This is a genomic window from Pseudomonas sp. NBRC 111143 (genome assembly GCF_001320965.1).
Lineage (GTDB): Bacteria > Pseudomonadota > Gammaproteobacteria > Pseudomonadales > Pseudomonadaceae > Aquipseudomonas > Aquipseudomonas machongensis.
In genome coordinates this window covers 1-24,366 of the sequence record NZ_BCBT01000077.1, presented here as the reverse complement: position 1 = coordinate 24,366, position 24,366 = coordinate 1, and the positions used below count along the sequence as shown (strand labels likewise).

The 24,366-nt window shown below is 58.0% G+C and carries 23 protein-coding genes and 1 pseudogene; 21 read left to right on the top strand and 3 right to left on the bottom strand.

The window, feature by feature from the left end:
- The 16 genes from APH44_RS30250 to APH44_RS27135 form a co-directional block, all read left to right on the top strand.
- A partial coding sequence (locus tag APH44_RS30250) for a hypothetical protein (protein ID WP_218187349.1) occupies nucleotides 1-206 on the top strand: 206 nt, incomplete at its 5' end.
- Nucleotides 194-1,471 (top strand): Vi polysaccharide biosynthesis UDP-N-acetylglucosamine C-6 dehydrogenase TviB, encoded by a 1,278-nt coding sequence (tviB, locus tag APH44_RS27205; RefSeq protein ID WP_054895416.1) that lies wholly within the window; start codon nucleotides 194-196, stop codon nucleotides 1,469-1,471. The genes APH44_RS30250 and tviB, both read left to right, overlap by 13 nt.
- A 53-nt stretch (nucleotides 1,472-1,524) precedes the next feature.
- Nucleotides 1,525-2,550 carry an NAD-dependent epimerase/dehydratase family protein gene (locus APH44_RS27200; protein ID WP_054895415.1) on the top strand — a complete coding sequence of 342 codons (1,026 nt, stop codon included), beginning with the start codon at nucleotides 1,525-1,527 and terminating at the stop codon, nucleotides 2,548-2,550.
- 95 nt (nucleotides 2,551-2,645) lie between these two features.
- On the top strand, nucleotides 2,646-3,740 hold the full coding sequence (gene rfbB / locus APH44_RS27195) for a dTDP-glucose 4,6-dehydratase (RefSeq protein ID WP_054895414.1): 1,095 nt from the start codon (nucleotides 2,646-2,648) through the stop codon (nucleotides 3,738-3,740).
- On the top strand, nucleotides 3,737-4,609 hold the full coding sequence (rfbA, locus tag APH44_RS27190) for a glucose-1-phosphate thymidylyltransferase RfbA (protein WP_054895413.1): 873 nt from the start codon (nucleotides 3,737-3,739) through the stop codon (nucleotides 4,607-4,609). Before rfbB ends, rfbA begins: the two co-directional genes overlap by 4 nt.
- The gene (locus APH44_RS27185; protein WP_054895412.1) at nucleotides 4,606-5,715 is read left to right on the top strand and encodes a DegT/DnrJ/EryC1/StrS aminotransferase family protein; all 1,110 of its coding nucleotides are present in this window, start codon (nucleotides 4,606-4,608) and stop codon (nucleotides 5,713-5,715) included. Before rfbA ends, APH44_RS27185 begins: the two co-directional genes overlap by 4 nt.
- 17 nt (nucleotides 5,716-5,732) lie before the next feature.
- Nucleotides 5,733-6,416, top strand: coding sequence for a WbqC family protein (locus APH44_RS27180; protein WP_256250268.1), 684 nt, complete (start codon nucleotides 5,733-5,735; stop codon nucleotides 6,414-6,416).
- 116 nt (nucleotides 6,417-6,532) lie between these two features.
- A complete protein-coding gene (locus APH44_RS27175) occupies nucleotides 6,533-8,032 on the top strand; it encodes a lipopolysaccharide biosynthesis protein (protein ID WP_054895411.1) in 1,500 nt (499 codons plus the stop codon).
- Nucleotide 8,033: 1 nt separating this feature from the next.
- Nucleotides 8,034-8,936 carry a glycosyltransferase family A protein gene (locus APH44_RS27170; protein ID WP_054895410.1) on the top strand — a complete coding sequence of 301 codons (903 nt, stop codon included), beginning with the start codon at nucleotides 8,034-8,036 and terminating at the stop codon, nucleotides 8,934-8,936.
- Between the two features lies 1 nt (nucleotide 8,937).
- Nucleotides 8,938-9,471 (top strand): serine O-acetyltransferase, encoded by a 534-nt coding sequence (locus APH44_RS27165; RefSeq protein ID WP_054895409.1) that lies wholly within the window; start codon nucleotides 8,938-8,940, stop codon nucleotides 9,469-9,471.
- Between the two features lie 22 nt (nucleotides 9,472-9,493).
- Nucleotides 9,494-10,687 (top strand): oligosaccharide repeat unit polymerase, encoded by a 1,194-nt coding sequence (wzy, locus tag APH44_RS27160; protein WP_054895408.1) that lies wholly within the window; start codon nucleotides 9,494-9,496, stop codon nucleotides 10,685-10,687.
- 97 nt (nucleotides 10,688-10,784) lie between these two features.
- Nucleotides 10,785-11,915: a glycosyltransferase family 4 protein gene (locus APH44_RS27155; RefSeq protein ID WP_054895407.1), complete on the top strand. Its 1,131-nt coding sequence runs from the start codon at nucleotides 10,785-10,787 to the stop codon at nucleotides 11,913-11,915.
- Nucleotides 11,915-12,886 carry an SDR family oxidoreductase gene (locus APH44_RS27150; RefSeq protein WP_054895406.1) on the top strand — a complete coding sequence of 324 codons (972 nt, stop codon included), beginning with the start codon at nucleotides 11,915-11,917 and terminating at the stop codon, nucleotides 12,884-12,886. Before APH44_RS27155 ends, APH44_RS27150 begins: the two co-directional genes overlap by 1 nt.
- Nucleotides 12,883-13,899 carry a glycosyltransferase family 4 protein gene (locus APH44_RS27145; RefSeq protein ID WP_054895405.1) on the top strand — a complete coding sequence of 339 codons (1,017 nt, stop codon included), beginning with the start codon at nucleotides 12,883-12,885 and terminating at the stop codon, nucleotides 13,897-13,899. The genes APH44_RS27150 and APH44_RS27145 overlap by 4 nt, the downstream gene beginning before the upstream one ends.
- An 85-nt stretch (nucleotides 13,900-13,984) precedes the next feature.
- Complete coding sequence (locus tag APH44_RS27140; RefSeq protein WP_054895404.1) at nucleotides 13,985-15,979, top strand: nucleoside-diphosphate sugar epimerase/dehydratase; 1,995 nt, start codon at nucleotides 13,985-13,987, stop codon at nucleotides 15,977-15,979.
- 183 nt (nucleotides 15,980-16,162) lie between these two features.
- On the top strand, nucleotides 16,163-16,492 hold the full coding sequence (locus tag APH44_RS27135) for a helix-hairpin-helix domain-containing protein (RefSeq protein ID WP_054895403.1): 330 nt from the start codon (nucleotides 16,163-16,165) through the stop codon (nucleotides 16,490-16,492).
- 54 nt (nucleotides 16,493-16,546) lie between these two features.
- On the opposite strand, the gene APH44_RS29580 is transcribed toward APH44_RS27135, so the two are convergent.
- Entirely contained in the window at nucleotides 16,547-16,714 is a 168-nt protein-coding gene (locus APH44_RS29580; RefSeq protein ID WP_082420940.1) for a DUF2897 family protein, read from the bottom strand.
- A 180-nt stretch (nucleotides 16,715-16,894) separates the two neighbouring features.
- On the opposite strand from APH44_RS29580, the gene pyrF reads away from it, so the two are divergent.
- Nucleotides 16,895-17,596 (top strand): orotidine-5'-phosphate decarboxylase, encoded by a 702-nt coding sequence (pyrF, locus tag APH44_RS27130; protein WP_054895402.1) that lies wholly within the window; start codon nucleotides 16,895-16,897, stop codon nucleotides 17,594-17,596.
- 75 nt (nucleotides 17,597-17,671) lie between these two features.
- On the opposite strand, the gene APH44_RS27125 is transcribed toward pyrF, so the two are convergent.
- A complete protein-coding gene (locus tag APH44_RS27125; protein ID WP_054895401.1) occupies nucleotides 17,672-18,673 on the bottom strand; it encodes an NADP-dependent oxidoreductase in 1,002 nt (333 codons plus the stop codon).
- Between the two features lie 229 nt (nucleotides 18,674-18,902).
- Here APH44_RS27125 and APH44_RS27120 point away from each other — a divergent pair, with 229 nt between their 5' ends.
- A complete protein-coding gene (locus APH44_RS27120; RefSeq protein ID WP_054895400.1) occupies nucleotides 18,903-19,664 on the top strand; it encodes an SDR family oxidoreductase in 762 nt (253 codons plus the stop codon).
- Here the strand turns inward: APH44_RS27120 and APH44_RS27115 are convergent.
- Complete coding sequence (locus APH44_RS27115; protein ID WP_054895399.1) at nucleotides 19,615-20,790, bottom strand: MFS transporter; 1,176 nt, start codon at nucleotides 20,788-20,790, stop codon at nucleotides 19,615-19,617. The two genes, APH44_RS27120 and APH44_RS27115, sit on opposite strands and share 50 nt — an antisense overlap.
- A gap of 121 nt (nucleotides 20,791-20,911) precedes the next feature.
- On the opposite strand from APH44_RS27115, the gene APH44_RS27110 reads away from it, so the two are divergent.
- From APH44_RS27110 to APH44_RS30850, 3 genes and pseudogenes are all read left to right on the top strand, one after another.
- Nucleotides 20,912-22,309 carry a PLP-dependent aminotransferase family protein gene (locus APH44_RS27110; RefSeq protein ID WP_054895398.1) on the top strand — a complete coding sequence of 466 codons (1,398 nt, stop codon included), beginning with the start codon at nucleotides 20,912-20,914 and terminating at the stop codon, nucleotides 22,307-22,309.
- A 116-nt stretch (nucleotides 22,310-22,425) separates the two neighbouring features.
- A pseudogene (locus APH44_RS30855) lies at nucleotides 22,426-23,505 on the top strand (HAMP domain-containing protein); the annotation flags it as partial.
- A partial coding sequence (locus APH44_RS30850; RefSeq protein ID WP_371264443.1) for a methyl-accepting chemotaxis protein occupies nucleotides 23,494-24,366 on the top strand: 873 nt, incomplete at its 3' end. The pseudogene APH44_RS30855 and the gene APH44_RS30850, both read left to right, overlap by 12 nt.

The following is a 24,366-nucleotide window of genomic DNA, read 5'->3' as shown; positions in this document are numbered from 1 at the left end:
GGGAAGCTCGTGCAGCTCAGGTAAACTGTTCGCACAGACCTTCTGTGGCTCGCTCGGAAGGCTGCCTTGTGGCGGCTTTCAGCGTGGGCACGGTGGGCATTGAAAATATTGAACTTCGCGGCGTCGTATTCGCAGAAACATCTTTCAACACCGGGATTGGATATCAATCTCGCCACTATTTATTGGATAGCACATGTACTCATTGAGTGATACCAAGCTTGCCGTGATTGGCCTGGGTTATGTTGGACTGCCGCTGGCCGTGGAATTTGGCAAGCAGCGCAATGTCGTGGGCTTCGATATCAATCAGGGGCGGATCGATGCCCTCAATGCCGGGCACGATTCCACCTTGGAGGTCAGTGACGAAGAGCTGGGTCAGGCGAAAGGGCTGCGCTACAGTGCTAACCTAGAAGACCTGCGCTCGTGCAATATTTTCATCGTCACGGTCCCTACTCCTATCGATGAGTACAAGCAGCCAGATCTGACCCCGTTGGTGAAGGCTTCCGAGACTATCGGCAAGGTACTGAAGAAAGGCGACATCGTGATCTACGAGTCGACCGTATACCCAGGCGCCACCGAAGAAGATTGTGTTCCTGTGCTCGAGCGTGTCTCTGGCCTGGTATTCAACCAGGACTTCTTTGCGGGCTATAGCCCTGAACGCATCAATCCGGGAGACAAGGAGCACCGTGTCACCACCATCAAGAAGGTGACATCGGGTTCGACACCTGAGGTGGCCGAACTGGTCGATGCCTTGTATCGCGAAATTATCGTTGCTGGCACCCATATGGCCAGCAGCATCAAGGTCGCCGAGGCCGCTAAGGTAATCGAGAACACTCAGCGTGACCTGAATATTGCCTTGATCAACGAATTGGCCCTCATCTTTAACAAGATGGGGATCGATACAGAGGCCGTCCTGCAGGCTGCGGGCACCAAGTGGAACTTCCTGCCGTTCCGTCCCGGACTTGTCGGCGGGCACTGCATCGGCGTAGACCCTTACTACCTCACGCACAAGGCACAAAGCATCGGCTACCACCCCGAGATCATTCTAGCGGGCCGTCGCCTGAACGACAGCATGGGGGCTTATGTTGTCTCCCAGTTGGTGAAGTCGATGGTCAAGCGTCGTATCCACGTCGATGGTGCTCGTGTGCTGATAATGGGCCTGACATTCAAGGAAAACTGCCCGGATCTGCGCAACACCAAGGTCGTGGACATCGTCAAGGAGCTCCAGGACTACAACATCCAGGTCGATGTCCATGATCCGTGGGTAAGTGTTGAAGAGGCTCAGCACGAATACGGCATTACCCCGATTCAGCAACCGGAGGCGGGTGCCTACGATGCAGTGATCCTGGCTGTGGCGCATCAGCAGTTCAAGGACCTCGGGGTGGAGCGTATTCGCGCACTCGGTAAGTCCGAGCACGTGCTTTACGACCTCAAGTACCTGCTGCCCGCTACCGCGACCGACCTGCGCCTGTAATTCCCTGGAGGTGCATTTGCGCCTCCTGTAACTCTTTTTTTGGTGAAAACGTGATGACTGCTTACCAAGACCTTGTCGAAGCGCTGCCTCAATCTCCGAGGACGTGGCTGATCACCGGCGTGGCTGGATTCATTGGTTCCAACCTTCTGGAAACGTTGCTCAAACTCAATCAGCGCGTTATCGGTCTCGATAATTTCGCCACTGGGCATCAACGCAACCTCGATGAAGTGAAGGGGCAGGTGACGCAGGGGCAATGGGCAGCCTTCACGTTCATCGAGGGCGACATCCGCAAGCTGGAAGACTGTCACAAGGCGTGTGCAGGTGTAGATTACGTATTGCATCAGGCGGCACTGGGATCGGTGCCTCGTTCAATTAACGACCCGATCACGACCAATGGCACCAATATCGACGGTTTTCTCAATATGTTGGTCGCAGCCCGTGACGCTGAAGTCAAGAGCTTCACGTACGCGGCCAGCAGTTCGACCTACGGCGATCACCCTGGTCTGCCGAAGGTGGAAGACATCATTGGCAAGCCGCTTTCGCCCTATGCCGTCACCAAGTATGTGAATGAGCTCTACGCGGATGTGTTCGCGCGTGCGTATGGTTTCAAGACCATCGGTTTGCGCTATTTCAACGTTTTCGGGAAGCGTCAGGACCCCGATGGTGCTTACGCTGCCGTTATTCCGAAGTGGACGGCAGCGATGATCAATGGCGATTCGGTTTTCATCAATGGCGACGGTGAGACCAGTCGCGATTTCTGCTACATCGAAAACACCGTGCAGGCCAACCTGCTCGCTGCCACCACCACGAACGAAGAGGCGCGTAATCAGGTCTACAACGTTGCCGTCAGTGGTCGGACCGATCTGAACCAATTGTTCGCTGCCTTGCGCAAGACGCTCAATGACAACGGCGTGCAATATCGTGAGGATCCTGTGTATCGAGATTTTCGCGCTGGCGACGTACGCCACTCACAGGCGGACATTGGCAAGGCCCGCCGCTTGCTCGGTTATGAGCCCGCCTTCGACATCGACAATGGTATTGCCCAAGCGATGCCATGGTACATCCAGTTCCTGAAATAGAATCAGGTCAGGGGGGCGATAGCGCACAGGCGCCTCCTTGCTTGAATCGAGCCTCCTCAGGCTCCGACAGATCGAATTAGAGTGAATCCCAACGCATGAAAATTCTCGTCACCGGTGGTGCAGGGTTTATCGGGTCGGCCGTGATTCGGCACATCCTTTCCAGTACATCCGACAGTGTGGTCAATCTCGACAAGCTGACTTACGCTGGTAATCTCGAATCTCTGACCGATGTTGCCGAGAGCGAGCGTTATCGTTTCGAGCAGGTGGACATCTGCGACCGCGCCGCGCTGGACCGTGTATTTCGAGAGCATCAGCCGGATGCTGTGATGCACCTCGCGGCGGAATCCCATGTCGATCGGTCGATCGATGGCCCGGCTGCATTCATCGAAACCAACATCGTTGGTACCTACAACCTGCTCGAGGCTGCCCGGACCTACTGGCTGGGCCTTGATGAGGGGCGCCGCAGCACGTTCCGTTTCCATCACATCTCCACGGATGAAGTCTATGGCGATCTTGATGGGCCAGAGGATCTGTTCACGGAGCAGACCCCCTATGCGCCAAGTTCTCCGTACTCGGCGAGCAAGGCGAGCTCGGATCATCTGGTTCGTGCATGGATGCGAACTTACGGGCTGCCGGTTCTGATCACCAACTGCTCCAATAACTACGGGCCGTATCACTTCCCTGAAAAGCTCATTCCGCTGGTCATTCTCAATGCGCTCGATGGCAAGCCGCTGCCTGTCTATGGCAAAGGTGACCAGGTGCGTGACTGGCTGTACGTGGAGGATCACGCACGTGCCCTGTACCGTGTCGTGACCGCTGGCCAGATCGGTGAGACCTATAACATCGGTGGACACAACGAGCGTCGCAACATCGAAGTGGTGCATGCTCTGTGCGCACTGCTGGATGAGCTGCGCCCGGTCGCACAAAACCCTGCCCTGGCTCACCTGGACAGCTACCGCGCGTTGATCACCCATGTGCAGGATCGCCCAGGCCATGACCTTCGCTATGCCATCGATGCCAGCAAGATTCAGAGCGCCTTAGGATGGGCGCCGGAAGAAACCTTCGAAACCGGTATCCGCAAGACCGTGCAGTGGTATCTGGATAACCTGGCTTGGTGCAGGCGTGTGCAGGACGGCAGTTATCAGCGAGAGCGCCTTGGCGTCTCCATCCAGGGAGCATCGAAAGCATGAAAGGAATAGTACTGGCTGGCGGCTCCGGCACGCGCTTGTATCCGATCACCAAGGGTGTGTCCAAGCAGCTACTGCCGATCTATGACAAGCCCATGATCTATTACCCGCTGTCTGTGCTGATGTTGGCAGGGATACGCGACATCCTGCTGATCAGCACGCCAGAGGACCTGGGCGGCTACAAACGTTTGCTGGGCGACGGCAGCGAGTTTGGAATTCGCTTGAGTTATGCAGAGCAACCCAGCCCTGATGGCCTGGCTCAGGCCTTCATCATCGGTGAGCAGTTCGTTGGGGATGATTCGGTCTGCCTGGTCCTGGGCGACAATATTTTTTACGGCCAAGGCTTTACCCTGATGCTGCGGGAGGCTGCGAAGCGTCCATCGGGTGCGACGGTATTTGGATATCAGGTCCGTGATCCAGAGCGTTTTGGCGTGGTCGAGTTCGATGCACAGAAACGGGTCGTTTCGATCGAGGAAAAACCGGCCAAGCCTAAATCCCATTACGCTGTGACCGGTCTGTATTTCTATGACAACGACGTCATCGAGATAGCCAAGAAGGTGAAGCCTTCAGCTCGTGGTGAGCTTGAGATCACCAGTATCAATCAGGCCTACCTGGAACGTGGTGACCTGAGTGTGGAGTTGCTCGGTCGTGGATTCGCCTGGCTGGATACCGGCACCCATGAGAGTCTCCTGGAGGCTGGCCACTTCGTTGAGACCATCGAGAAGCGCCAGGGCTACAAAGTCGCCTGTCTGGAAGAGATCGCGTTCAACAATGGTTGGCTGGAAGTACAGGATCTGCGCCGCATTGGTGAGTCCCTGAGTAAGAACAGCTACGGGCAATACCTGCTTTCACTGATCGAGGAACTGTCATGAGTGAAAAACCAATTTTTGTCACTCAGCCATTCCTGCCGCCGCTGGAGGAGTTCATCCCTTATTTGGAAAAGATCTGGGACAACAAGATCCTGACCAATGGCGGACCGATGCATCAGCAGTTGGAGCAGGCGCTTTGCGATTATCTGGGGGTAGAGCACGTAGCGCTATTCAATAACGGCACCATTGCTCTACTGACGGCACTGCAGGCCCTGCGTGTAACGGGGGAAGTCATAACGACCCCTTACTCGTTCGTCGCTACAGCGCATTCGCTGTTGTGGAACGGCATCAAGCCTGTCTTCGTCGACATCGATCCGAATACGCTTAACCTTGATCCGGAGAAGGTCGAGGCTGCAATCACGCCGCAGACTACTGCAATCATGCCGGTGCACTGCTACGGGAACCCTTGCGATGTCGAGGCTATCCAGCGCATCGCAGATAACTACAACCTGCGCATCATCTACGACGCCGCTCATGCGTTCGGTGTCCAGGACGCTGGCGGTAGTGTGCTGCGTCATGGCGATCTCAGTGTACTGAGCTTCCACGCTACCAAGGTTTTCAATACCTTCGAAGGTGGCGCAATCATTTGTCCTGATGCCAAGACCAAGAAACGAATCGATCAGTTGAAGAACTTCGGTTTCGTCGATGAGGTCACCGTGGTTGCGCCGGGCATCAATGGAAAGATGAGTGAGGTCAATGCAGCGTTTGGCCTGCTTCAGTTGAAGCATATTGAAGAGGCCATGGGGCGACGCGAGGCGATCGCAAATGCTTATCGGCAGGGGTTGGAAGGCGTTCCAGGCGTTCGCGTGGTCGCAGATTCAGGGCAGACGGTTTCCAATCACTCGTACTTTCCGATCCTGATTGAGGCCGATTACCCCCTGGGGCGTGACGCGCTCTACGAGAAGATGAAACAGAGCAATGTCTTTACGCGCCGTTACTTCTATCCGCTGATCAGTGATTTTCCCATGTACCGCGGCATGAAGTCGGCCCAGCACGAGAACCTTCCTGTGGCCATCCAGGTATCGGAAAAGGTTCTGTGCTTGCCTATCTACCCCGCGTTGGAGGATGACGCGGTGCAGAAAATAATCTCGATCATCAAGGCGATATGAACGTGAGGCTGGCAATCATGCAACCTTACCTGTTTCCTTATGCAGGTTATTTCAACCTGGTAGGACAGGTAGACAAGTTTGTATTCTACGATGATGTCAACTTCATCAAAGGCGGTTGGATCAATCGCAATCGCCTTTTGCTTTCCGGGGATGTGCGCTACTTCACGGTGCCATTGTCGGGTGCAAGCCCAAACCTGAAAATCAATCAAGTCAAGCTCCAGCCCAAGGCAGTTTGGGCGCGTAAATTGTTGGAGGGTATCCGCCAGTCCTACTCCAAGGCCCCGAATTTCACGGCCTGTTTCGACTTGCTACTCGAGGTGTTCGACGGCGACTTCGATGACATTGGAGCGCTCGCACGTCGTAGTGTGGTCAAAAGTGCCGAACGAATGGGATTTGGCGTGGAGTTCGTTGACAGTTCAGGAATCTACGGCAATACCGAACTGACTGCGCAGGATCGTGTGATCGATATTTGCGTACGCGAAAACGCCCATACCTATGTAAACCTGCCAGGGGGCAAGGCGCTCTACAGCAGTGAAGCATTCCTCGAAAAAGGTGTGGAGCTTTGCTTCACCCGTCCTGAGCTGGCTCCCTATCCGCAGTTCGACAAACCCTTCGAGCCCGGACTGTCGATTGTTGACATGATGATGTTCAACGATTTTGAGCGCTGTGCGGCGCTTGTCGCCCAGCAGCAATCAGTTTGAACCAAGCCATAGTCGGTACGGGGCATTAGTCATGAGGCAGCTGAAGGTGGGGGCGCAAAGAACCGAAGTATTCCGATTGATTGTGTTGGATAACCGCTCTGGGTTGAGGCTGTAACGTGTCATTCAGAAAAAATGTGATCGCCAGCTATGTAGGGCAGATCTATGTGGCTGTGGTGGGGATCGCAGTGCTTCCGCTCTATATGAAAACCATGGGTGCGGAAGCCTACGGACTCATCGGTTTTTTTACCATGCTTCAAGCATGGTTTGCGCTGCTTGATCTGGGTCTTACTCCAACGATTTCTCGTGAAACTGCACGTTATCGGGCGGGTAGTATGTCCGCCATCGAGTTTCGTCGATTGTTTCGAGCGCTGAGTCTGATATTCCTGCTCATCATGCTGGTGGGGGGAGGCTCACTTCTGTTATTCGCCGGGGCCATTGCCAGTCATTGGCTAAAGGCTGAGAGCCTTGACCATGGCGTTGTTGTCGGTGCTGTACAGATTATGGCGATCTGCATTGCCTTGCGCTGGATGGGCGGGCTCTACCGTGGCGTCATCACCGGAAGCGAAAAACTTGTCGGACTGAGCGTATTCAACATTGTTGTGGCCACCTTGCGCTTTGTCGGCGTGTTTGTGAGTCTCTTTTACTACGGTTTTTCCGCGGAGGTTTTTTTCGCTCACCAGCTTGCAATAGCAGTCCTTGAGTTTCTCGGCCTTTGGCTGATGACGTCAAGATTACTGCCGGTATTGGGTGCTGCTGACCCCGCCATAGGTTGGTCATTTGCTTGCGTACAACCTTTGCTGAAATTTGCCTTGAGTATTGCTTTCACATCATCGGCATGGGTACTGGTGACTCAGTCTGACAAGATGATCCTGTCAGGGGTTCTGCCGCTGGCTGAATACGGACACTTCTCTCTGGCAGTGCTGGTCGCAAGTGGCATCATGGTGCTCAGCGGCCCTGTGACCAATGCTGTTCTCCCCCGGCTGGCCAGGCTTCATGCCGAAGGTAAGCAGTTGGAGATGATCGCGCTTTATCGAAATGCTACTCGGCTCATCGCATTGTTCATTGGTTCAGTCTCGATCGTGCTGGCGTTCTGCGCGCGTCCGCTGCTACAATCGTGGACAGGTGACGAGGCGCTTGCGCAATCTGTCGCACCGATTCTGAGTCTGTATGCGGCAGGGAATGGTTGCCTCGCGTTGGCGGCATTCCCCTACTACCTGCAATATGCCAAGGGTGACCTGCGTTACCACCTGATTGGGAACATTGCCATCGTCTGCGTACTAGTGCCCGCAATACTCGCTGCCGCATTGACGTACGGCGGTATCGGCGCTGGATATGCATGGTTTCTGATAAATCTTGTTTTCTTCCTGGGATGGGTGACGTACGTCCATTACAAGATCGAACCAGGTATTCAGTGGCAGTGGCTCGTGCAGGATTGCCTCAAGATAATTGTTCCTGTTTCGTTGGTGGTATGGGTGACGAGCGCATGGTTGGTTTTTTCTGATAATCGTCTCGTGATGGTTTTGCAAGTGCTTGCAATAGGTGTATTGGCGTTGATCGTGGCGGGCGCCAGCGCGTGGCCTTCCTTAAAGGGGCTGCTGAGGAAGGAGAGAGCGTGATATGAGTGATGTCAAGGTGACAGTATGCGTGGTGACCTATAATCAGGAAGCCTATATAGCACAGTGCTTGCAGAGTCTTGTTGATCAGGTAACGGACTTCAAGTTCGAAATTGTCGTAAGTGATGATGCATCGTCTGATGCCACTGCGTCGATCATTGCGAGTTTCGCCACTCGCTATCCAGACGTGATCAGGCCGTTTTTGCACGACACGAATCTGGGGGCGGGCGGTAATTTTGATTTTGTCCATGCCCAAGCCCGAGGTGAATACGTCGCCCATATCGATGGTGATGACTACTGCCTGCCAGGGAAGTTGCAAACACAGGCAGACTATCTGGACAGTCATCCGCGGTGCAATATCGTCTGGCACCGAGTACTTATCGAGTTGCCTGATGGTCAATTGAAGGGTGGCGGGGAAATCCAGCAGGTGGGCCAGTTCTCATCGGGTTATCTGTATGATATGGAATTCGACCGCGGTGCGATTTTGCAATTCATTGCCGTTGGGGCAAACAGCTCCAAGATGTATAGGAAAGCAACAGGTCATTATGAGTCTCCAGGCTTTGATGTGTTGGATTATTTTGCCAACGTCGAACAGGTCAAAGATGGCGTTGGGTGTTTCGCAGGTGATCAGCCATTGGGCGTCTACCGTATGGGCGTGGGTGTTTCCGTCAGTCGACGGACCCGTCAGACGCTGTGTGAAACATTCGTTTATTTTGCGCGAAAGTATCCACAGTATCGAGTGCATGTGAATACTGCAGTGCTCACCTATCTTGTCGCAGATTTGAAGAACCTTAGGGTTACATGGTGGGATTTTTTCAAGGTGTATGTGAAAACCTTCCACCCAGGCTCCTTCCTCCGCTTGTATCGAGGTATGGACGTCATTAGGCAATTGAAACTCGGGAAATAGAATGTTCGATAATATTCGTCAGGACCTCAAGCGTTTTGCCAATGGCGGTAGCTCGAAGCGGGCGCTGAAAATAGCGCTCGTCAGTCATGCATTTCACTTGGTGTTCTTGTATCGCGTCGGTGTTCAGTTGTCGAAAATTCCCGTTGTGGGCGGGGTGTTGCGAGTTGTCATTGAGTATCTTATTCGCGTGGTATACGCGAGTGATATTTCGTTGCAGTCCTGCATCGGGCCGGGGCTTGTTATCATGCACGGTCACGATATTGTGATCGGTAGTCACGTCGTCATAGGCCGGGACTGCAAGATACTTAATGGCGTCACATTCGGGAACAAGGACACTGAGTCGCCAACCAATCAGCAACCGCGGCTTGGCGATCATGTTGTCGTGGGAACAGGGGCCAAGATTCTCGGTGATATATCGATCGGTGACCGTGTGCGCATCGGCGCCAATAGCGTGGTTACCAAGGATGTCCCAGCAGGCGCAACGGTTGCAGGTGTGCTGGCTCGCGTGTTGTCTTTCGATAACCTAGGTCAATGATCAACGCGCTGAGGTTGCCATAATGACCCTTTCACCGTTCTTCCTCTTGCTCGCACTGTACTCATTTGCCAACCTTGTCTCATTGCTGTTTGGCATAAATGACGGGGGGATGTTGATCGAGGGTGCGTTTTTTGAACTTTCCGGTGAATCGTTGATTTATGCGTTTCTACTGCAGCACGTGTTTCTTTTGATTTTGTGGCTCATTTACAGGACCTTTTACACTGCTCGTGATTCGTTGCGCTTTCAACTGGGCGCTGGGTATGGGTTTTTCATACTCATGCTTCAGTTGTTTTTCTTGGCCTACAATCAGATTCAGGGGGTCAACGTCGCAGGTGTGGAGTCTCACGGCGGCGGGGCACTTGATTACTTGCTTATTCTCTTGGCGCCGGACGTTCTCTTCGTAATGATCGGCTTGGGTTTGAAGTCGGGCAAGTGGTTCGGTCTCAATTGCCTCGTCTTCCTTGCGTCGATGATGTTGCGTGGCTGGATGGGCGGCGTTCTGGTGGTGATGGTGCTCGTGGTATGCCGACATACGCCAATCCGCATTTCCTTGCGTACATTGCTCAGAGGCAGTATTGCACTGTTTATTTTTGCGGCGATGTTGCCCGTCCTGATTGAAGCCAAGTGGGCCATGCGCACAGGGCTGAGCGTTTCTGAGTTCATCGAGCAAATGCTCGCGGTGGGGTTGGACAACTACGGTGAGGCAGTGCGGTATGTCATGAACCGACTGCAGCATGTCGGGCATGTCGCTCTCATGCTCGAACATGCCTCGCAGTTGCATGAGGCCTATCTCAAGGACGCGTTCATCCCCTATTGGGCTGATGGATTGCCTCAGATGACCGTCTACAAGGTGCTGGGGTTGGACTACCTGCGTATCAACACCTACCTGGTCAATGCGTTGCTCGGCTATCCGGACGCGTATTGGAATACCAACCCCGGGTTGGCAGGGTGGGCGGCTCTGCTGCAGGAGCGTGCCGTGATGTTGTTCTTGTACGTGATCGTACTGCTCGGAACGGTCTATGCGTTTTTGCGACACTATGCCGATTCACGCTACGTTATGATGTTGGCTTGCCTCTCATTGATTTATTTGTACCACGGGTGGATCGGCGCGTACTTCAATTTCTGCTTCTATGCCGTCTTGCTGGTCTTCTTGTGCCGTCTGCGGCTGCGCCCACATTCTGCAGAACGCCCGACGTATTCTGGGAATAGGGTATGACCCACGCGCGACTGTTCATCTCGCTCTTTTCCATGACGCAGCAGCTGTACTTCAGAGGCGATCGATTTATGCAAGGTCTAACCGTTTTAGAGGTCAAATGAAGCCGGTTTTATTGATTATTGTGAACGATCCAGCCTTTTTCCTCTCCCATCGTTTACCGATTGCTGTGCACGCCAAGGCACTGGGGCATGAGGTGCACGTGGCGACTCAAGCTGCGGCCCGCGTCGCAGAGATCGTAGAGCATGGGTTTGTTCACCACGCGCTTCCCCTGTCGCGCAGCGGCAAAAGTCCGCTGGGTGAGTTGAAAGCACTGCTGGCGATATGGAAGCTATGTTGGCGCCTGCGTCCGGATGTCTTGCATCTGGTTACCATCAAGCCTGTGCTGTACGGTGGCATTGCTGCGCGTTTGTCGCCAGTCAAAGGTGTCTTGGCCGCCATCTCTGGCCTGGGGTTCATCTTCATGGCCAAGGGCCGCAAGGCTGCGCTGCTGCGCAATCTGGTTGCGTTTCTGTATCGCCTGGCACTAGGTAAGCGAAACCTTCGGGCAGTATTCCAGAATCCGGATGATCAGCGGACGTTGACTGAGCTTGGCGCCATCACCGAGCAGAAGAGTGTACGTATTCGCGGCTCGGGGGTAGACCTCTCGCAATACCAGTACCTTCCCGAAGCCTCTGGTGTTCCTGTAGTTACACTCGCCGCGCGGCTGTTGCGCGACAAAGGCGTTCTCGAGTTTGTCGAAGCGGCTCGATTGTTGTCTGAGCGGGGTGTTCAGGCCCGGTTTCAACTGGTCGGTGATCCTGACCCCGGCAACCCCACCAGTATCCAGGAAGGCGATATCGCTCATTGGCAGGAGCAAGGCATCGTGCGCTGCCTCGGTTACCAGAGCGACATCGCATCGGTATTCGCACAATCACATATCGTGGTGCTCCCGTCGTACCGGGAGGGCTTGCCTAAAGTGCTGGTCGAGGCTGCCGCCTGTGGCCGAGCTGTCGTCACAACCGATGTTCCGGGATGTCGAGACGCTATCGAGGCGGATGTGACCGGGCTGCTGGTACCGGTGCGTGATAGCGAGCGCCTAGCCGACGCAATCGAGCGCCTTTTGAGTGACGAAGAGTTGCGCCAGCAGATGGGGGCGGCAGGACGAGCGCTTGCAGAACGTGCCTTCGCCATCGAAAGCATCGTTGCGCAGCACCTGGATATTTATCGTACCTTGGAGAGAAGCGCTTGATGCTGCGAAAAGTGCTGGTTACCGGAGCCACTGGTTTCGTCGGTTCTCGTGTGGTCGAGTATTTGCTGCTCGATCAGCGATTCGATGTCCAGGCGGCTTTGCGTAACCCTCAGGCAGATGTACCTAAGGGAGCGACTGCAGTATGCATGGCGCCTTTGGAGGGTGATCATTGCGACATGGATCTGCAGGGGGTCGATACCGTCGTCCATTGTGCCGCTCGTGTGCACGTGATGAACGAGCAGTCGGCAGACCCGCTCGCTGCTTTTCGTCGGGTGAATGTCGACGGTACTCTCGCCCTTGCCCGACGCGCTGCAGCCGATGGCGTTCGGCGTTTCATCTTCATCAGTTCGATCAAGGTAAATGGTGAGGGCACCGACGGGCGCCGACCTTACGACGCTGATGAAACGCCGCGGCCTCAGGATCCCTACGGTATTTCCAAACTGGAAGCCGAACAGGCGCTTCATGCACTGGCGGCGCAAACTGCCATGGAGGTGGTCGTCATTCGCCCCGTGTTGGTTTATGGGCCGGGGGTGAAGGCCAATTTCCAGTCCATGATGAAATGGCTGCACAAGGGCGTTCCATTACCGTTGGGCGGTATCCGAAACCAGCGGAGCATGGTGGCGCTGGATAATCTGGTGGATCTGATCAAGGTCTGTATCGACCATCCAGGCGCTGCAGGCGAAGTGTTCCTCGCCAGCGATGGTGAGGACCTCTCTACACCTGATCTTTTGCGTCGTACCGCAAGAGCCCTGCAAGTCAATGCCAGGCTGTTGCCTGTTCCTCCCTCCTGGCTGAAACTGGCGTCGCGGATGGTCGGTCGACCCGCGGTAGCTGCGCGTTTGTGTGGCTCGCTACAGGTCGATATTGCCAAGACCCGACGCCTTCTCGACTGGGCCCCGCCTGTAAGTGTCGATCAAGCACTGGGCGCTACCGCCCGTTACTACCTGAACCAGGAACGTTCGAACGCATGACTCTTTGGCTGTTTCCACCTTTACTTCTCCTGTTGGCCTGGCTGTTGACCGGCTGGCTGCGCCGTTACGCTTTGGCCCGCAGCATTATCGATGTTCCGAATGCCAGGAGTTCACACTCCGTGCCTACGCCGCGTGGCGGTGGGGTTGCCATCGTCGTCTCGTTTTTGGTGATGGTACCGGTGATGGCGAGTCAGGCACTGCTGGATTGGAGTGTCGCCTGGGCATTGCTCGGTGCAGGCTCGGGCATCGCTTTATTGGGCTTTCTCGACGACCATGGCCATATTGCTGCCCGTTGGCGCTTGCTTGGGCATTTCGGCGCTTCGGTGTGGGTGCTGTTCTGTCTGGGCGGGTTACCGCCTCTGGAAGTCTTCGGCTACACCTTCGAGCTTGGCTGGTTTGGCGACGTGCTGGCAGTGTTCTATTTGGTATGGCTGCTGAATCTCTACAATTTCATGGATGGAATCGACGGCCTGGCAAGCATCGAAGCCATTTGTGTCTGTCTGGGCGGGGCCTTGCTCTATATACTTGCAGGTCATCCTGCTCAGATGTGGGGCTGTATTGCTCTGGCGTTTTCCGTGGCTGGCTTCCTGATCTGGAACTTCCCTCCCGCCCGGATTTTCATGGGCGATGCGGGCAGCGGTTTCCTCGGCATCGCCCTGGGCATCCTTTCCCTGCAGGCAGCCTGGAACTATCCTGCTCTGTTCGGAGGGTGGCTGATCTTATTGGGTGTGTTCATTATTGATGCAACCACGACATTGGTACGGCGCTTGTTGCGGGGAGAGAAGGTCTATGAAGCCCACCGCAGCCATGCGTATCAATTCGCTTCCCGACAGTTTGGGCGCCATCTGCCAGTGACCTTGGCAGTTTTGTTGATCAATCTTGTGTGGCTGCTGCCACTGGCAGTCGCCGTCGCATCGGGTTGGCTTGACGCAGGGATCGGTGTGCCGATTGCCTACGCCCCTCTGGTTGTACTGGCGTTCAAATTTCACGCCGGCCAGGCAGAAACCCGCTGATCCTTTATCTGCGACGCGAATCAATCGGAAAGTGCTATTCGAGCGCTGCCTCCCTGCGGTGCGAGCCATAGGATAACGAGTAAATATGGATAGGTTGAGAACTCGCATGCTGGCGCTGCCGCGCCGTTACAAGCGGGCGCTGCAAGTCGTTACTGATTTAGTACTGGTCTGGCTGGCTCTGTGGCTGGCTTTTGTCGTGCGCATCGGACTGGAGGAGATGAACAATCCGATCACTGCGCATCTGTGGCTTTTCGGCTCAGCTTCGGTGATCGCCATACCGATTTTCATCCGCTTCGGCATGTACCGTGCGGTGATGCGTTATTTCGGAAACGACGCGCTCATCACCATCTTCAAGGCGGTCAGCCTGTCGGCCCTAATCCTGTCTGTGGTGGTCTATTGGTACAGTAATCACACCACAGTTGTACCTCGCTCCATCATTTTCAACTACTGGTGGCTGAGTCTGGTGCTCATCGGTGGTTTGCGCTTGCTCATGCGCCAGTATTTTCTGGGTGACTGGTATGCCGCCAAGCAGCACGTACCGTTCACCAGCCGTGACAATGGTTTGCCTAAGGTGGCGATCTACGGAGCTGGCGCGGCGGGCAATCAGTTGTTGGCTGCTTTACGAATGGGGCGCGTGATGCGTCCAGTTGCATTCATCGATGATGATGAGTCAATTGCCGATCGGGCGATTTCCGGGCTGCAGGTTTTCCGCAGCCGGGATATCCAGCGAATGCTCGATATCACCGGTGCGGAGGAAGTGCTGTTGGCGATACCCTCTGCGACGCGTGCGCGCCGTCGCGAAGTGCTCGGTGCGCTGGAAAAGTTTCCAGTACATGTTCGTAGTGTACCGAGCGTCATGGATCTGGCCAGCGGTCGAGTAAAAGTGGACGACATCCAGGAGGTCGACATCGCCGACCTGCTGGGGCGTGATGCCGTGCCAGCGCAGGGCGATCTGCTCGCTCATTGCATTACAGGCAAAGTGGTCATGGTGACGGGGGCCGGCGGGTCGATCGGTTCGGAGCTCTGCCGCCAGATCATGATGCTAAAGCCGCGCACCCTGATTCTATTCGAACATAGCGAATTCAATCTCTATAGCATCCACGGCGAATTGGAGCAGCGCATCGTCCGCGAGGCGCTTTCGGTTCGCCTGGTGCCGTTCCTGGGATCGATCCGGAACCAGAAACATATCTACGAGACCATGAGCATGTGGGGAGTGGATACGGTTTATCATGCAGCCGCCTACAAGCATGTGCCCATGGTCGAGCACAACATCGCAGAGGGCATTTTCAACAATGTGATGGGTACTTTGAACACCGCCCAGGCGGCGTTGCAGGCCAATGTTTCCAACTTCGTCCTGATTTCTACAGACAAGGCTGTGCGACCCACCAATGTCATGGGGAGTACCAAGCGTCTGGCCGAATTGGTGTTGCAGGCGTTGAGCAAGGAGGTTGCGCCCGTCTTGTTTGGCGATCCTTCCAATCTGTCTCGCGTCAACAAAACACGCTTTACCATGGTGCGCTTTGGTAATGTGCTGGGTTCTTCCGGGTCCGTCATTCCGCTTTTCCATAAGCAGATCAAGGCGGGCGGACCACTGACGGTGACCCACCCCAAAATCACTCGCTATTTCATGACTATCCCAGAAGCGGCGCAGTTAGTGATTCAGGCGGGCTCCATGGGGCAGGGCGGTGATGTATTCGTCCTGGATATGGGCGAGCCGGTGAAAATCGCAGCGCTTGCCGAAAAGATGATTCATTTGTCCGGATTGAGCGTCAGGTCGGAAAAGAATCCTGCGGGCGACATCGCCATCGAGTTCACCGGCCTGCGTCCGGGCGAGAAAATCTATGAAGAGTTGTTGATTGGCGACAATGTATCGCCGACCCCACACCCGATGATCATGAGCGCAAATGAAGATTACCTGAGCTGGGACGCCCTCAAGGAGATGCTGGCAAGCTTGTTGTCTGCTTTGTCCAATGAGGACTTCCCTCACGTTCGGCAACTGCTGCGCGAGATGGTTAGCGGTTACTCGCCGGAAGGCGAAATCGTCGATTGGGTCTATCAGCACCGGCGGCAGGATGTTTAAGAGTGAAACTTCCTACTTATCAGGGTTGGCCTTCTCTCATCGGATAAGAGCTTGCCCTGTAGGTTGTTGAATTTGGTAACTATTTCACTCTAACGCACCATTTGCAGGCGCTCAGTGAGTGGCTAGGTTTGTAGGGGCAGTCACGAAGACTGCTCCTAACCCCCACCTCACAGGAGTGATGATATGTTCCGTAAAAGGTTTGCTGGTGTCGTGCTTGCCCTATTTGCTGCACTTTCCTTTGCGGTCAGTGCCGCCCCCAGCCCTAAGGCAGGTACGGTCGAGCATGCCCCGACCGTATTATTGAATGCTGCGTCGGATAAAGTCAGCCTGAATACTGCAGATGCTACGAGTCTGCAGCTACGGTTGAGTGGCATCGGCAGCACAAAAGCAGAAGCGATCGTTGCTTATCGTGAAGCGAACGGGCCGTTCAAGGCGGTTGATGAGTTACTGGAAATCAAAGGGATCGGTAGTGCGCTGCTGGAGCGCAATCGCGCAATATTGACGGTGGATTAACACCGCATCGAGAGCCGGCCGGCAATGCGCTGGTCGGCGCCTTCCAGAATGCTGTTACTTATCCTGCGCCTCCTTGGCATCCATCTCCGCATTCCTCTCATGAACCTTCCTCAACTGCTCCTCCGTCAAAGGCAGTTTCTTCGCTGTATCGCGCAACATCATCAACCCACCGATGATCGAGCCGAGGGCTATGATGAGTATCAGCCAAGCATACCAGGGCATTGCCGTTCTCCTGTGATCGTTAATGTGCCGCGTATCATTTCATTCGACCGACAACCCAGTCTGTCCGTTCAATTATAGCCTTCGGCCATCGCCTGCCCAGCCATTGGATCTGCGGCCCCCAAACCACTGTCCACTTCGTTTACAATGCGCGCCGTTTACGACTTGCCAAGAGACCTGACCATGTCCGCCTGCCAGACGCCCCTGATCGTCGCCCTCGATTTCCCTACCCGTGAGGCCGCCCTGAAGCTGGCTGACCAGCTCGATCCGGCGCTGTGCCGGGTGAAGGTCGGCAAGGAGCTGTTCACCAGCAGCGCCTCGGGCATCGTCGAAACCCTCTGCGCCAAGGGCTTCGAGGTGTTCCTCGACTTGAAATTCCATGACATCCCCAACACCACGGCGATGGCGGTCAAGGCTGCCGCCGAGATGGGCGTGTGGATGGTCAACGTGCACTGCTCCGGTGGCCTGCGCATGATGTCGGCCTGCCGTGAAGAGTTGGCAAAGCGCAGCGGGCCGCAGCCGTTGTTGATCGGTGTCACCGTGCTGACCAGCATGGAGCGCGAGGACCTGGCAGGCATCGGCCTGGATATCGACCCACAGGAGCAGGTGTTGCGCCTGGCGGCGTTGGCGCAGAAGGCCGGTATGGATGGCTTGGTGTGCTCGGCCCTGGAAGCGCCGGCATTGAAAGCGGCGCACCCGGCGCTGCAACTGGTGACGCCTGGCATCCGTCCTGCTGGCAGCGCCCAGGATGATCAGCGCCGTATCCTCACACCGCGCCAGGCGCTGGACGCTGGCTCCGATTACCTGGTGATCGGCCGCCCGATCAGCCAGGCAGCGGATCCGTCACTGGCGCTGGCGTCGGTGGTGGCCGAGATTCGCGGTTGATTCGATCCAGGGGCTGCCATGCAGCCCATCGCGGTACAAGGCCGCTCCCGCACGGAGCGGTCAGCTGTATCCGTTTTAGACCTTCAGCACCAGCTTGCCGAAGTTCTCCCCGCTGAACAGCTTGAGCAGCGTTTCCGGGAAGGTCTCCAGGCCTTCGACCACATCCTCCTTGCTCTTGACCTCGCCACTGGCCAGCCAGCCAGCCATTTCCTGCGCAGCCTTGCCGTACTCCTTGACGTGGTCCATCACCACGAAGCCTTCCATGCGCGCGCGGTTCACCAGCAGCGACAGGTAGTTGGCTGGCCCTTTCACCGCCTCCTTGTTGTTGTACTGGCTGATGGCGCCGCAGATCACCACGCGGGCCTTGAAATTCAGGCGGCTCAACACGGCGTCGAGAATGTCGCCGCCGACGTTGTCGAAATACACATCCACGCCCTTGGGGCATTCGCGCTTGAGGCCGGCGAGCACGTCTTCGGCCTTGTAGTCGATGACACCGTCAAAGCCCAGTTCATCCTTGAGATACTGGCACTTTTGCGCGCCGCCGGCGATCCCCACGACGTGGCAGCCCTTGAGCTTGGCGATCTGCCCGGCGATGCTGCCGACCGCGCCGGCAGCGCCGGAAATGACCACGGTCTCGCCGGCCTTGGGCTGGCCGACGTCAAGCAGGGCGAAGTAGGCGGTCATGCCGGTCATGCCCAGCGCAGACAGATAGCGGGGCAGGGGTGCCAAGCGCGGGTCGATCTTGTGCAGGCCCTGGGGCGTGCCGGTGAAGTAGTCCTGTACGCCAAGCGCGCCGCTGACATGGTCGCCGGGCTTGTAGTCCGGATGTTTGGAGGCGACGACTTCGCCGACGCCCAGCGCGCGCATTACCTCACCCAGGCCCACCGGCGGGATGTAGGACTTGCCTTCGTTCATCCAGCCGCGCATGGCCGGGTCCAGCGACAGGTAGAGGTTGCGCACTTGGATCTGGCCGTCGGTGGGTTCGGCGGCGGGGCCCTGCTGGTAGTCGAAATCTTCGCGGCGCACGGCACCGACGGGGCGTTTGGCGAGCAGGAAGCGGCGGTTGGTCTGGGTCATGGTATCTCTCCCTGTAGATGGCAAAGCCTGTTGATAGACCGTCGAGCCTGGCCAGGCAAGGTTGACCGGGTTGGCGAATGCCCGGTAATCCACCTCGATGATCTGGCTGGCAGCGCACAATCACTGCAAACGATGGTAGTCCAACCGTGCTTCTGATGATGCTGCCCAGCCGGGTGGTGCTCTGACTAGACTCAGTCTCTACTCGATCTCTGTGAAGCAGGAGCCTGTGATGAGCATGACTTTTTCCGGCCAGGTCGCCCTGGTCACCGGCGGCGCGGCAGGTATCGGCCGAGCCACGGCCCAGGCATTTGCCGCCGAGGGGCTGAAGGTGGTGGTGGCTGACCTCGACGTGGCTGGTGGCGAGGCAACCGTCGCACTGATTCGCGAAGCCGGTGGTGACGCGCTGTTCGTGGCCTGCGACGTGACCCGCGACAGCGATGTGCGCCAGCTGCACGAGAAGATCATCGACGTCTATGGTCGCCTGGACTACGCGTACAACAACGCCGGAATCGAGATCGAGAAGGGGCGTCTGGCCGAGGGTAGCGAGGCCGAGTTCGACGCGATCATGGGCGTCAACGTCAAGGGCGTCTGGTTGTGCATGAAATACCAGTTGCCGTTGCTGCTGGCCCAGGGCGGCGGTGCGATCGTCAACACAGCGTCGGTGGCCGGGCTGGGCGCCGCCCCCAAGATGAGCATCTATGCTGCGTCCAAGCACGCGGTGATCGGCCTGACCAAGTCGGCGGCCATCGAGTATGCGAAGAAAGGGATTCGGGTCAACGCGGTGTGCCCCGCAGTGATCGACACCGACATGTTCCGTCGCGCCTACGAGGCCGATCCGCGCAAGGCCGAGTTCGCCGCAGCGATGCACCCGGTCGGGCGCATCGGCAAGGTCGAGGAGATCGCCAGCGCAGTGCTTTATCTGTGCAGCGATGGGGGGAAGTTCACCACCGGCCATAGCCTGACCGTGGATGGCGGTGCGACGGCCATCTGATCGAGACGCGTGCCGAGACCAGCAACGCCACCACCACCGCGACGCAGCCCAGCAGCAGGGCTGCGCCGAACAACACCAGCGCCATGCGCGAGCCGAGGCGATCACTGAGCAGCCCGGTGAAGATCACCGGCAGGCTGAAACCCAGATAGGCGAGCAGGAAGAAGCCGGCGCTGGCGCGGGTCTTCTCGTTGCCGGCGAGGGTGTTTACCGCCGCCAGCCCGCCAAGGTAGATGAAGCCATAACAGGCGCTGCTGGCAGCCACGGCACCTGCCAGTACCGCTGCCAACCTGCCGCTTTCTGCGCCCCAGGCCAACAGGGCATAGCTCAGCGGCAGGATCGTCAGGCCGAGCAGAGTGGCGCGCACGCTTGCCAGGCGCCGAGCCAGCGGCTGGAACAGCACGCCGCAACTGATTACGCAGAAGGTGGAGAAGCCCGACCACTCGCTCAGCCCGTGCTGGCGCAGTACACCTGGCAGCAGTGCGATGACCAGCCCGGTGCAGGCCCAGGCCAGCAGGATCGCCAGGCCGTACGGCAGGCTGCCGGGCGGATAGCAGGGCAGGCGCAGCATGGCGCTGCGTTGTGTCGGACGACGGTCAGGCAGGCGCCACACCAGCAACAGGGCGACGGCGGCCAGCAGCAGTTGCAGATAGAAGCTACCCGGGCTCAGGCTCGGGCCACGCAACAGGAACAGACTGGTCAGTGCCGCGCCCAGCCCGAAGCCCAACGAGGTGCTGGCGGTTACCCAGTTGGCAGCCCGGGTACTGTCGGCGCCGCCCAGCAGTTCTCCCATGTAGGCGGTCGCGGTGGTGGTCGCCAAGGCCGTACCGACGCCCATCAGCAGGCGGGTCACGGCGAGGGTTTCGAGGCCGGGTGCGAGTAGGACGAGGGTTGTGGCCAGCATCGACAGTAGCAGTGCGGCCATGATCAATGGGCGGCGGCCGACCCGGTCCGCCAAGCCTCCGAAGGCCAGCAGCACGGGAAGCACACCCAGCACATAGCTGGAAAATGCCAGGGCGGTAGCGGCGGCGCCGTATCCGGACAGATCGGCGTACGTGGTGTAGAGCGGGGCCTGCAGGTTCACGGCGAGGGTGATCAGGCACAGGGCAAAGGCCAGGCGGGCGGGCATGGGGTATCCATCTACGAAGGGGTGGGTGAAACCACATTGAATTCATCTCCCTGCGCCAACAAGACACACATCCTTGGCATTTGTGATTAACTGTTCCCCAAAAATCAGCAAACACTTCGCCATGCACATTTCTCTGAATCGCCTCAGTCCCGTCCCTCTGGTCCAGCAACTGACCGACCAGTTGCAAGCCTGGATCGAGCAACAGCGTCTGCGACCCGGTGCGCGGCTGCCGTCGATTCGCACCTTGGCCAGCACCCTTGAGGTCAGCCAATCCTGTGTGATCGATGCGTACGACCGTCTGGTGTCCATTGGCTGGCTGGAGGCGCGCCACGGTACCGGCTTCTTCGTCGCCGAGCGCAAGCCCGGGCTGGCCCAGGAGGATGCCTTGGCCTGGGGCGATGCGATCGATGGCAGCTGGAGGCAGTTCGGGGATGGTCACGAGACCCTGCTCAAGCTCGGTTGTGGCTGGCTGCCCACCGCCTGGCACGCCCGTGATGCCCTGGCACAGGCGATACGTCTGGTCAGCCGTGGCGACCCCGAGGACCTGTTCCGCTATTGCTCGCCGCTGGGGTTGGCCAGCCTGCGCCAGCAGTTGCACAAGCGCCTGTCGCAGCTGGATGTCCCCACCGCTGCTGAACGCATTCTCACCACCCAAGGCGGCAGCCATGGTCTTGACTTGCTGGTGCGGACGCTGCTCAAGCCCGGCGATACGGTGGTGGTCGAAAGCCCCGGCTACTACAACCTGTTCACCCTGCTGCGTCAGCATCAGGTGCGCATGTTGCCGTTGCCGCGCACCCCCGCAGGCCCTGATGTCCAGGCGCTCGAGCAACTGCTGGTCGAGCACCGCCCGCGTTGCCTGTTCGTCAACAGCCTTTACCAGAACCCGACCGGCACCAGTCTCAGCCCCAAGACCGCCTACCGCTTGCTGGAGCTGGCGCGTGAGCACGATCTGCGGATCATTGAGGATGACATCTACGCAGACTTCCAGGATGGCCCGGCCACGCGACTGGCGACGCTGGACAGCGAACAGCGAGTGATCTACCTGGGCAGCTTTTCCAAGACCCTGAGCAGTGCCCTGCGGGTTGGCTACATCGCCGCCGACGCCGAGCTGATCGGCCAACTGGCGCAGTTGAAGATGGTGACTGGCATCGGGACTTCACGCTTCGTCGAGCAAGTGGTCGGGCAGATGCTCGCCAACGGCAGCTATCGCAAGAGCGTGCAGCGTTTGCGGCTGCGCCTGGCCCAGCACATGGCCAAGTTGCTGGGGCAGTTGGAGGTCTTTGGTTGGGAGGTATTCTGCGAGCCTTATGGCGGCATGTTCGTCTGGGCGCGGGTGCCGGGCCGGGATTTCGCCTGGCTCGATCGCCTGGCGCTGGAGCATTCGGTGTTGCTTACCCCAGGCAGCGCTTTCGATCACCAGGGAGCCGACAGCGACTGGCTACGCATCAATGTCGCGTATGGGCAGGACATCCGTGCCCAGGCCTTCTTCGCACATGCAGGGCGACCTGCAGATAGCTGAAAACGACAGGGTCATAGCTATTTGACACCATTCTGACGTCAAGCCCTTGTGAGCCGGCCGGCACGGTTGTCACTCTTGGTATTCGGGAACACCTGAATGGGCAAGGGGGAGCGGCGATGGGGGCGACCAAGCGCGGTAGTCTGTCCAATCTGGGCATGGCACGTAAACTCGGCCTGGGCTTCGCCCTGGTGCTGCTATTGACCCTGGCGGTGGCGGCCATCGGTGTGTACGCCCTGAACAATATCGGCCAGCGCTTCGACGGGCTGCGGCAGATGGGAGAGGTCAATACCGACCTGCTGCGTCTACGCCAGCATGAGCAAGCCTTCGCCCTGCGTTCTGACATCAAGGAGGCCGAGGCCCTGCGCGCGGGCTTGCAGACGCTGGTCGAGCGCGTGCGCAGCCTGCCGACGCTGGCGGCGAGCGAGGCAGACCTCAATGCCTATGGCCAGGCCTTCGATGCCTTCGTCGAGGCCGTGCAGGCCAAGGAGCTGGCGCTGGATACGGCTGGCTGGTCGGTGTCCAGCGTCGCCAACAACCTCGATGTGCTGCAGGCCGGGCTGGCGGACGATGGCGCCTACACCCTCAAGCAGTCCCAAGGCCAGCAGGGCAGCGAGTTTCTCGATCAGGCCGCGCAGGTGGCCCAGGTCTCGCGCCTGATGCTGCAGGCGATGGACGAGGCGCGGGTACGTCTGGAGCAGGGGCGCAAGGGGGAAGAGGCGGTGTCCGCCGGGCGCATCGCGCAGACGGTCGATGCGGCGAATCTGGTCGATCAGCTCAAGACCGCTGTCACCGATTCCGGTTACCAGAGCGTATTGGGGGAAGTAGCCGGGCATATCGCCACCTTCTCCGACAAACTCAACGAATACACTGATGAACTGGCCAAGGAGCAGGGCACCAAGACCCAGTTGCAGGCCAGCGCCGAACAGGTCACCAGCCGGGTTGACCAGGCCTATGCGGCGCAGCAGGAAGCCATGCGTCAGGAGCTGCTGCACAACGCGCTGGCCATCGCCATTGCCACGGCCCTGGCGTTGCTGGTGGGCATCGTTGCCGCCTGGTTGATCACGCGCGCCGTGGTCGGGCCGCTCAAACGGGTGATCGCCAGTGCCCAGCGCATCGCGGCTGGCGATCTGGTGGTCGAGGCGCAAGTGGCAGGTCGCGATGAGGTGGGGCAACTCACCCTGGCCATGCAGCAGATGGCGGCGGGGCTGTCAGGTATCGTCAGCGGATTGCAGCAGGGCATCGAACAACTGGCCGGCAATGCCCAGGCGCTGTCGGCGGTGACCGAGCAGACCAACCGTGAGGTCGGCAGCCAGAAGGAGGAGACCGAACAGGTCGCCACCGCGATGCAGCAGATGACTGCGACCGTGCACGATGTGGCGCGCAACGCCGAGGAGGCAGCACAAGCGGCGCAGGATGCCGATGACAAGGTCGAGTCCGGCCAGCAGGTGGTACGCCAGAGCATGCAGCGCATCGAACAGTTGGCTGAGGCTGCGGAAACTGCCAGTGCCGGTATCGACAGCCTGAGTGCCGAGATCCACACCATCGGCGATGTACTGGAAGTGATCAAGAGCGTCGCCGAGCAGACCAACCTGCTGGCGCTCAACGCGGCGATCGAGGCCGCGCGCGCTGGTGAGCAGGGCCGTGGTTTTGCCGTGGTGGCCGACGAAGTGCGGGCCTTGGCACGGCGTACCCGGCAGTCGACCGAGGAGATCGAGCGCCTGGTAGCCAGCCTGCGCGGTAACGCCCAGCAATCGGTGGCGCAGATTCGTGGCAGTACCGAGCTGGTGCGCATGGCCGTGGCTGATGCGCTGCACACCGAAAGCGCCCTGGGTAGCATCGCCTCGGCCGTGTCGCTGATCCAGCAGATGAACCAGCAGATCGCTGCCGCAGCGGAACAGCAAAGCTCGGTGGCCGAGGAGATCAGCCGCAGCGTCACGCAGATTCGCGGTAGTGCGGATCAGGCGGCGCTGGCGATGCAGGACAATGCGCGGTCGAGTGTGGAGCTGGCGCAGTTGGGGGATGAGTTGAAGGGGATGGTGGGGCATTTCCGCTTGGGA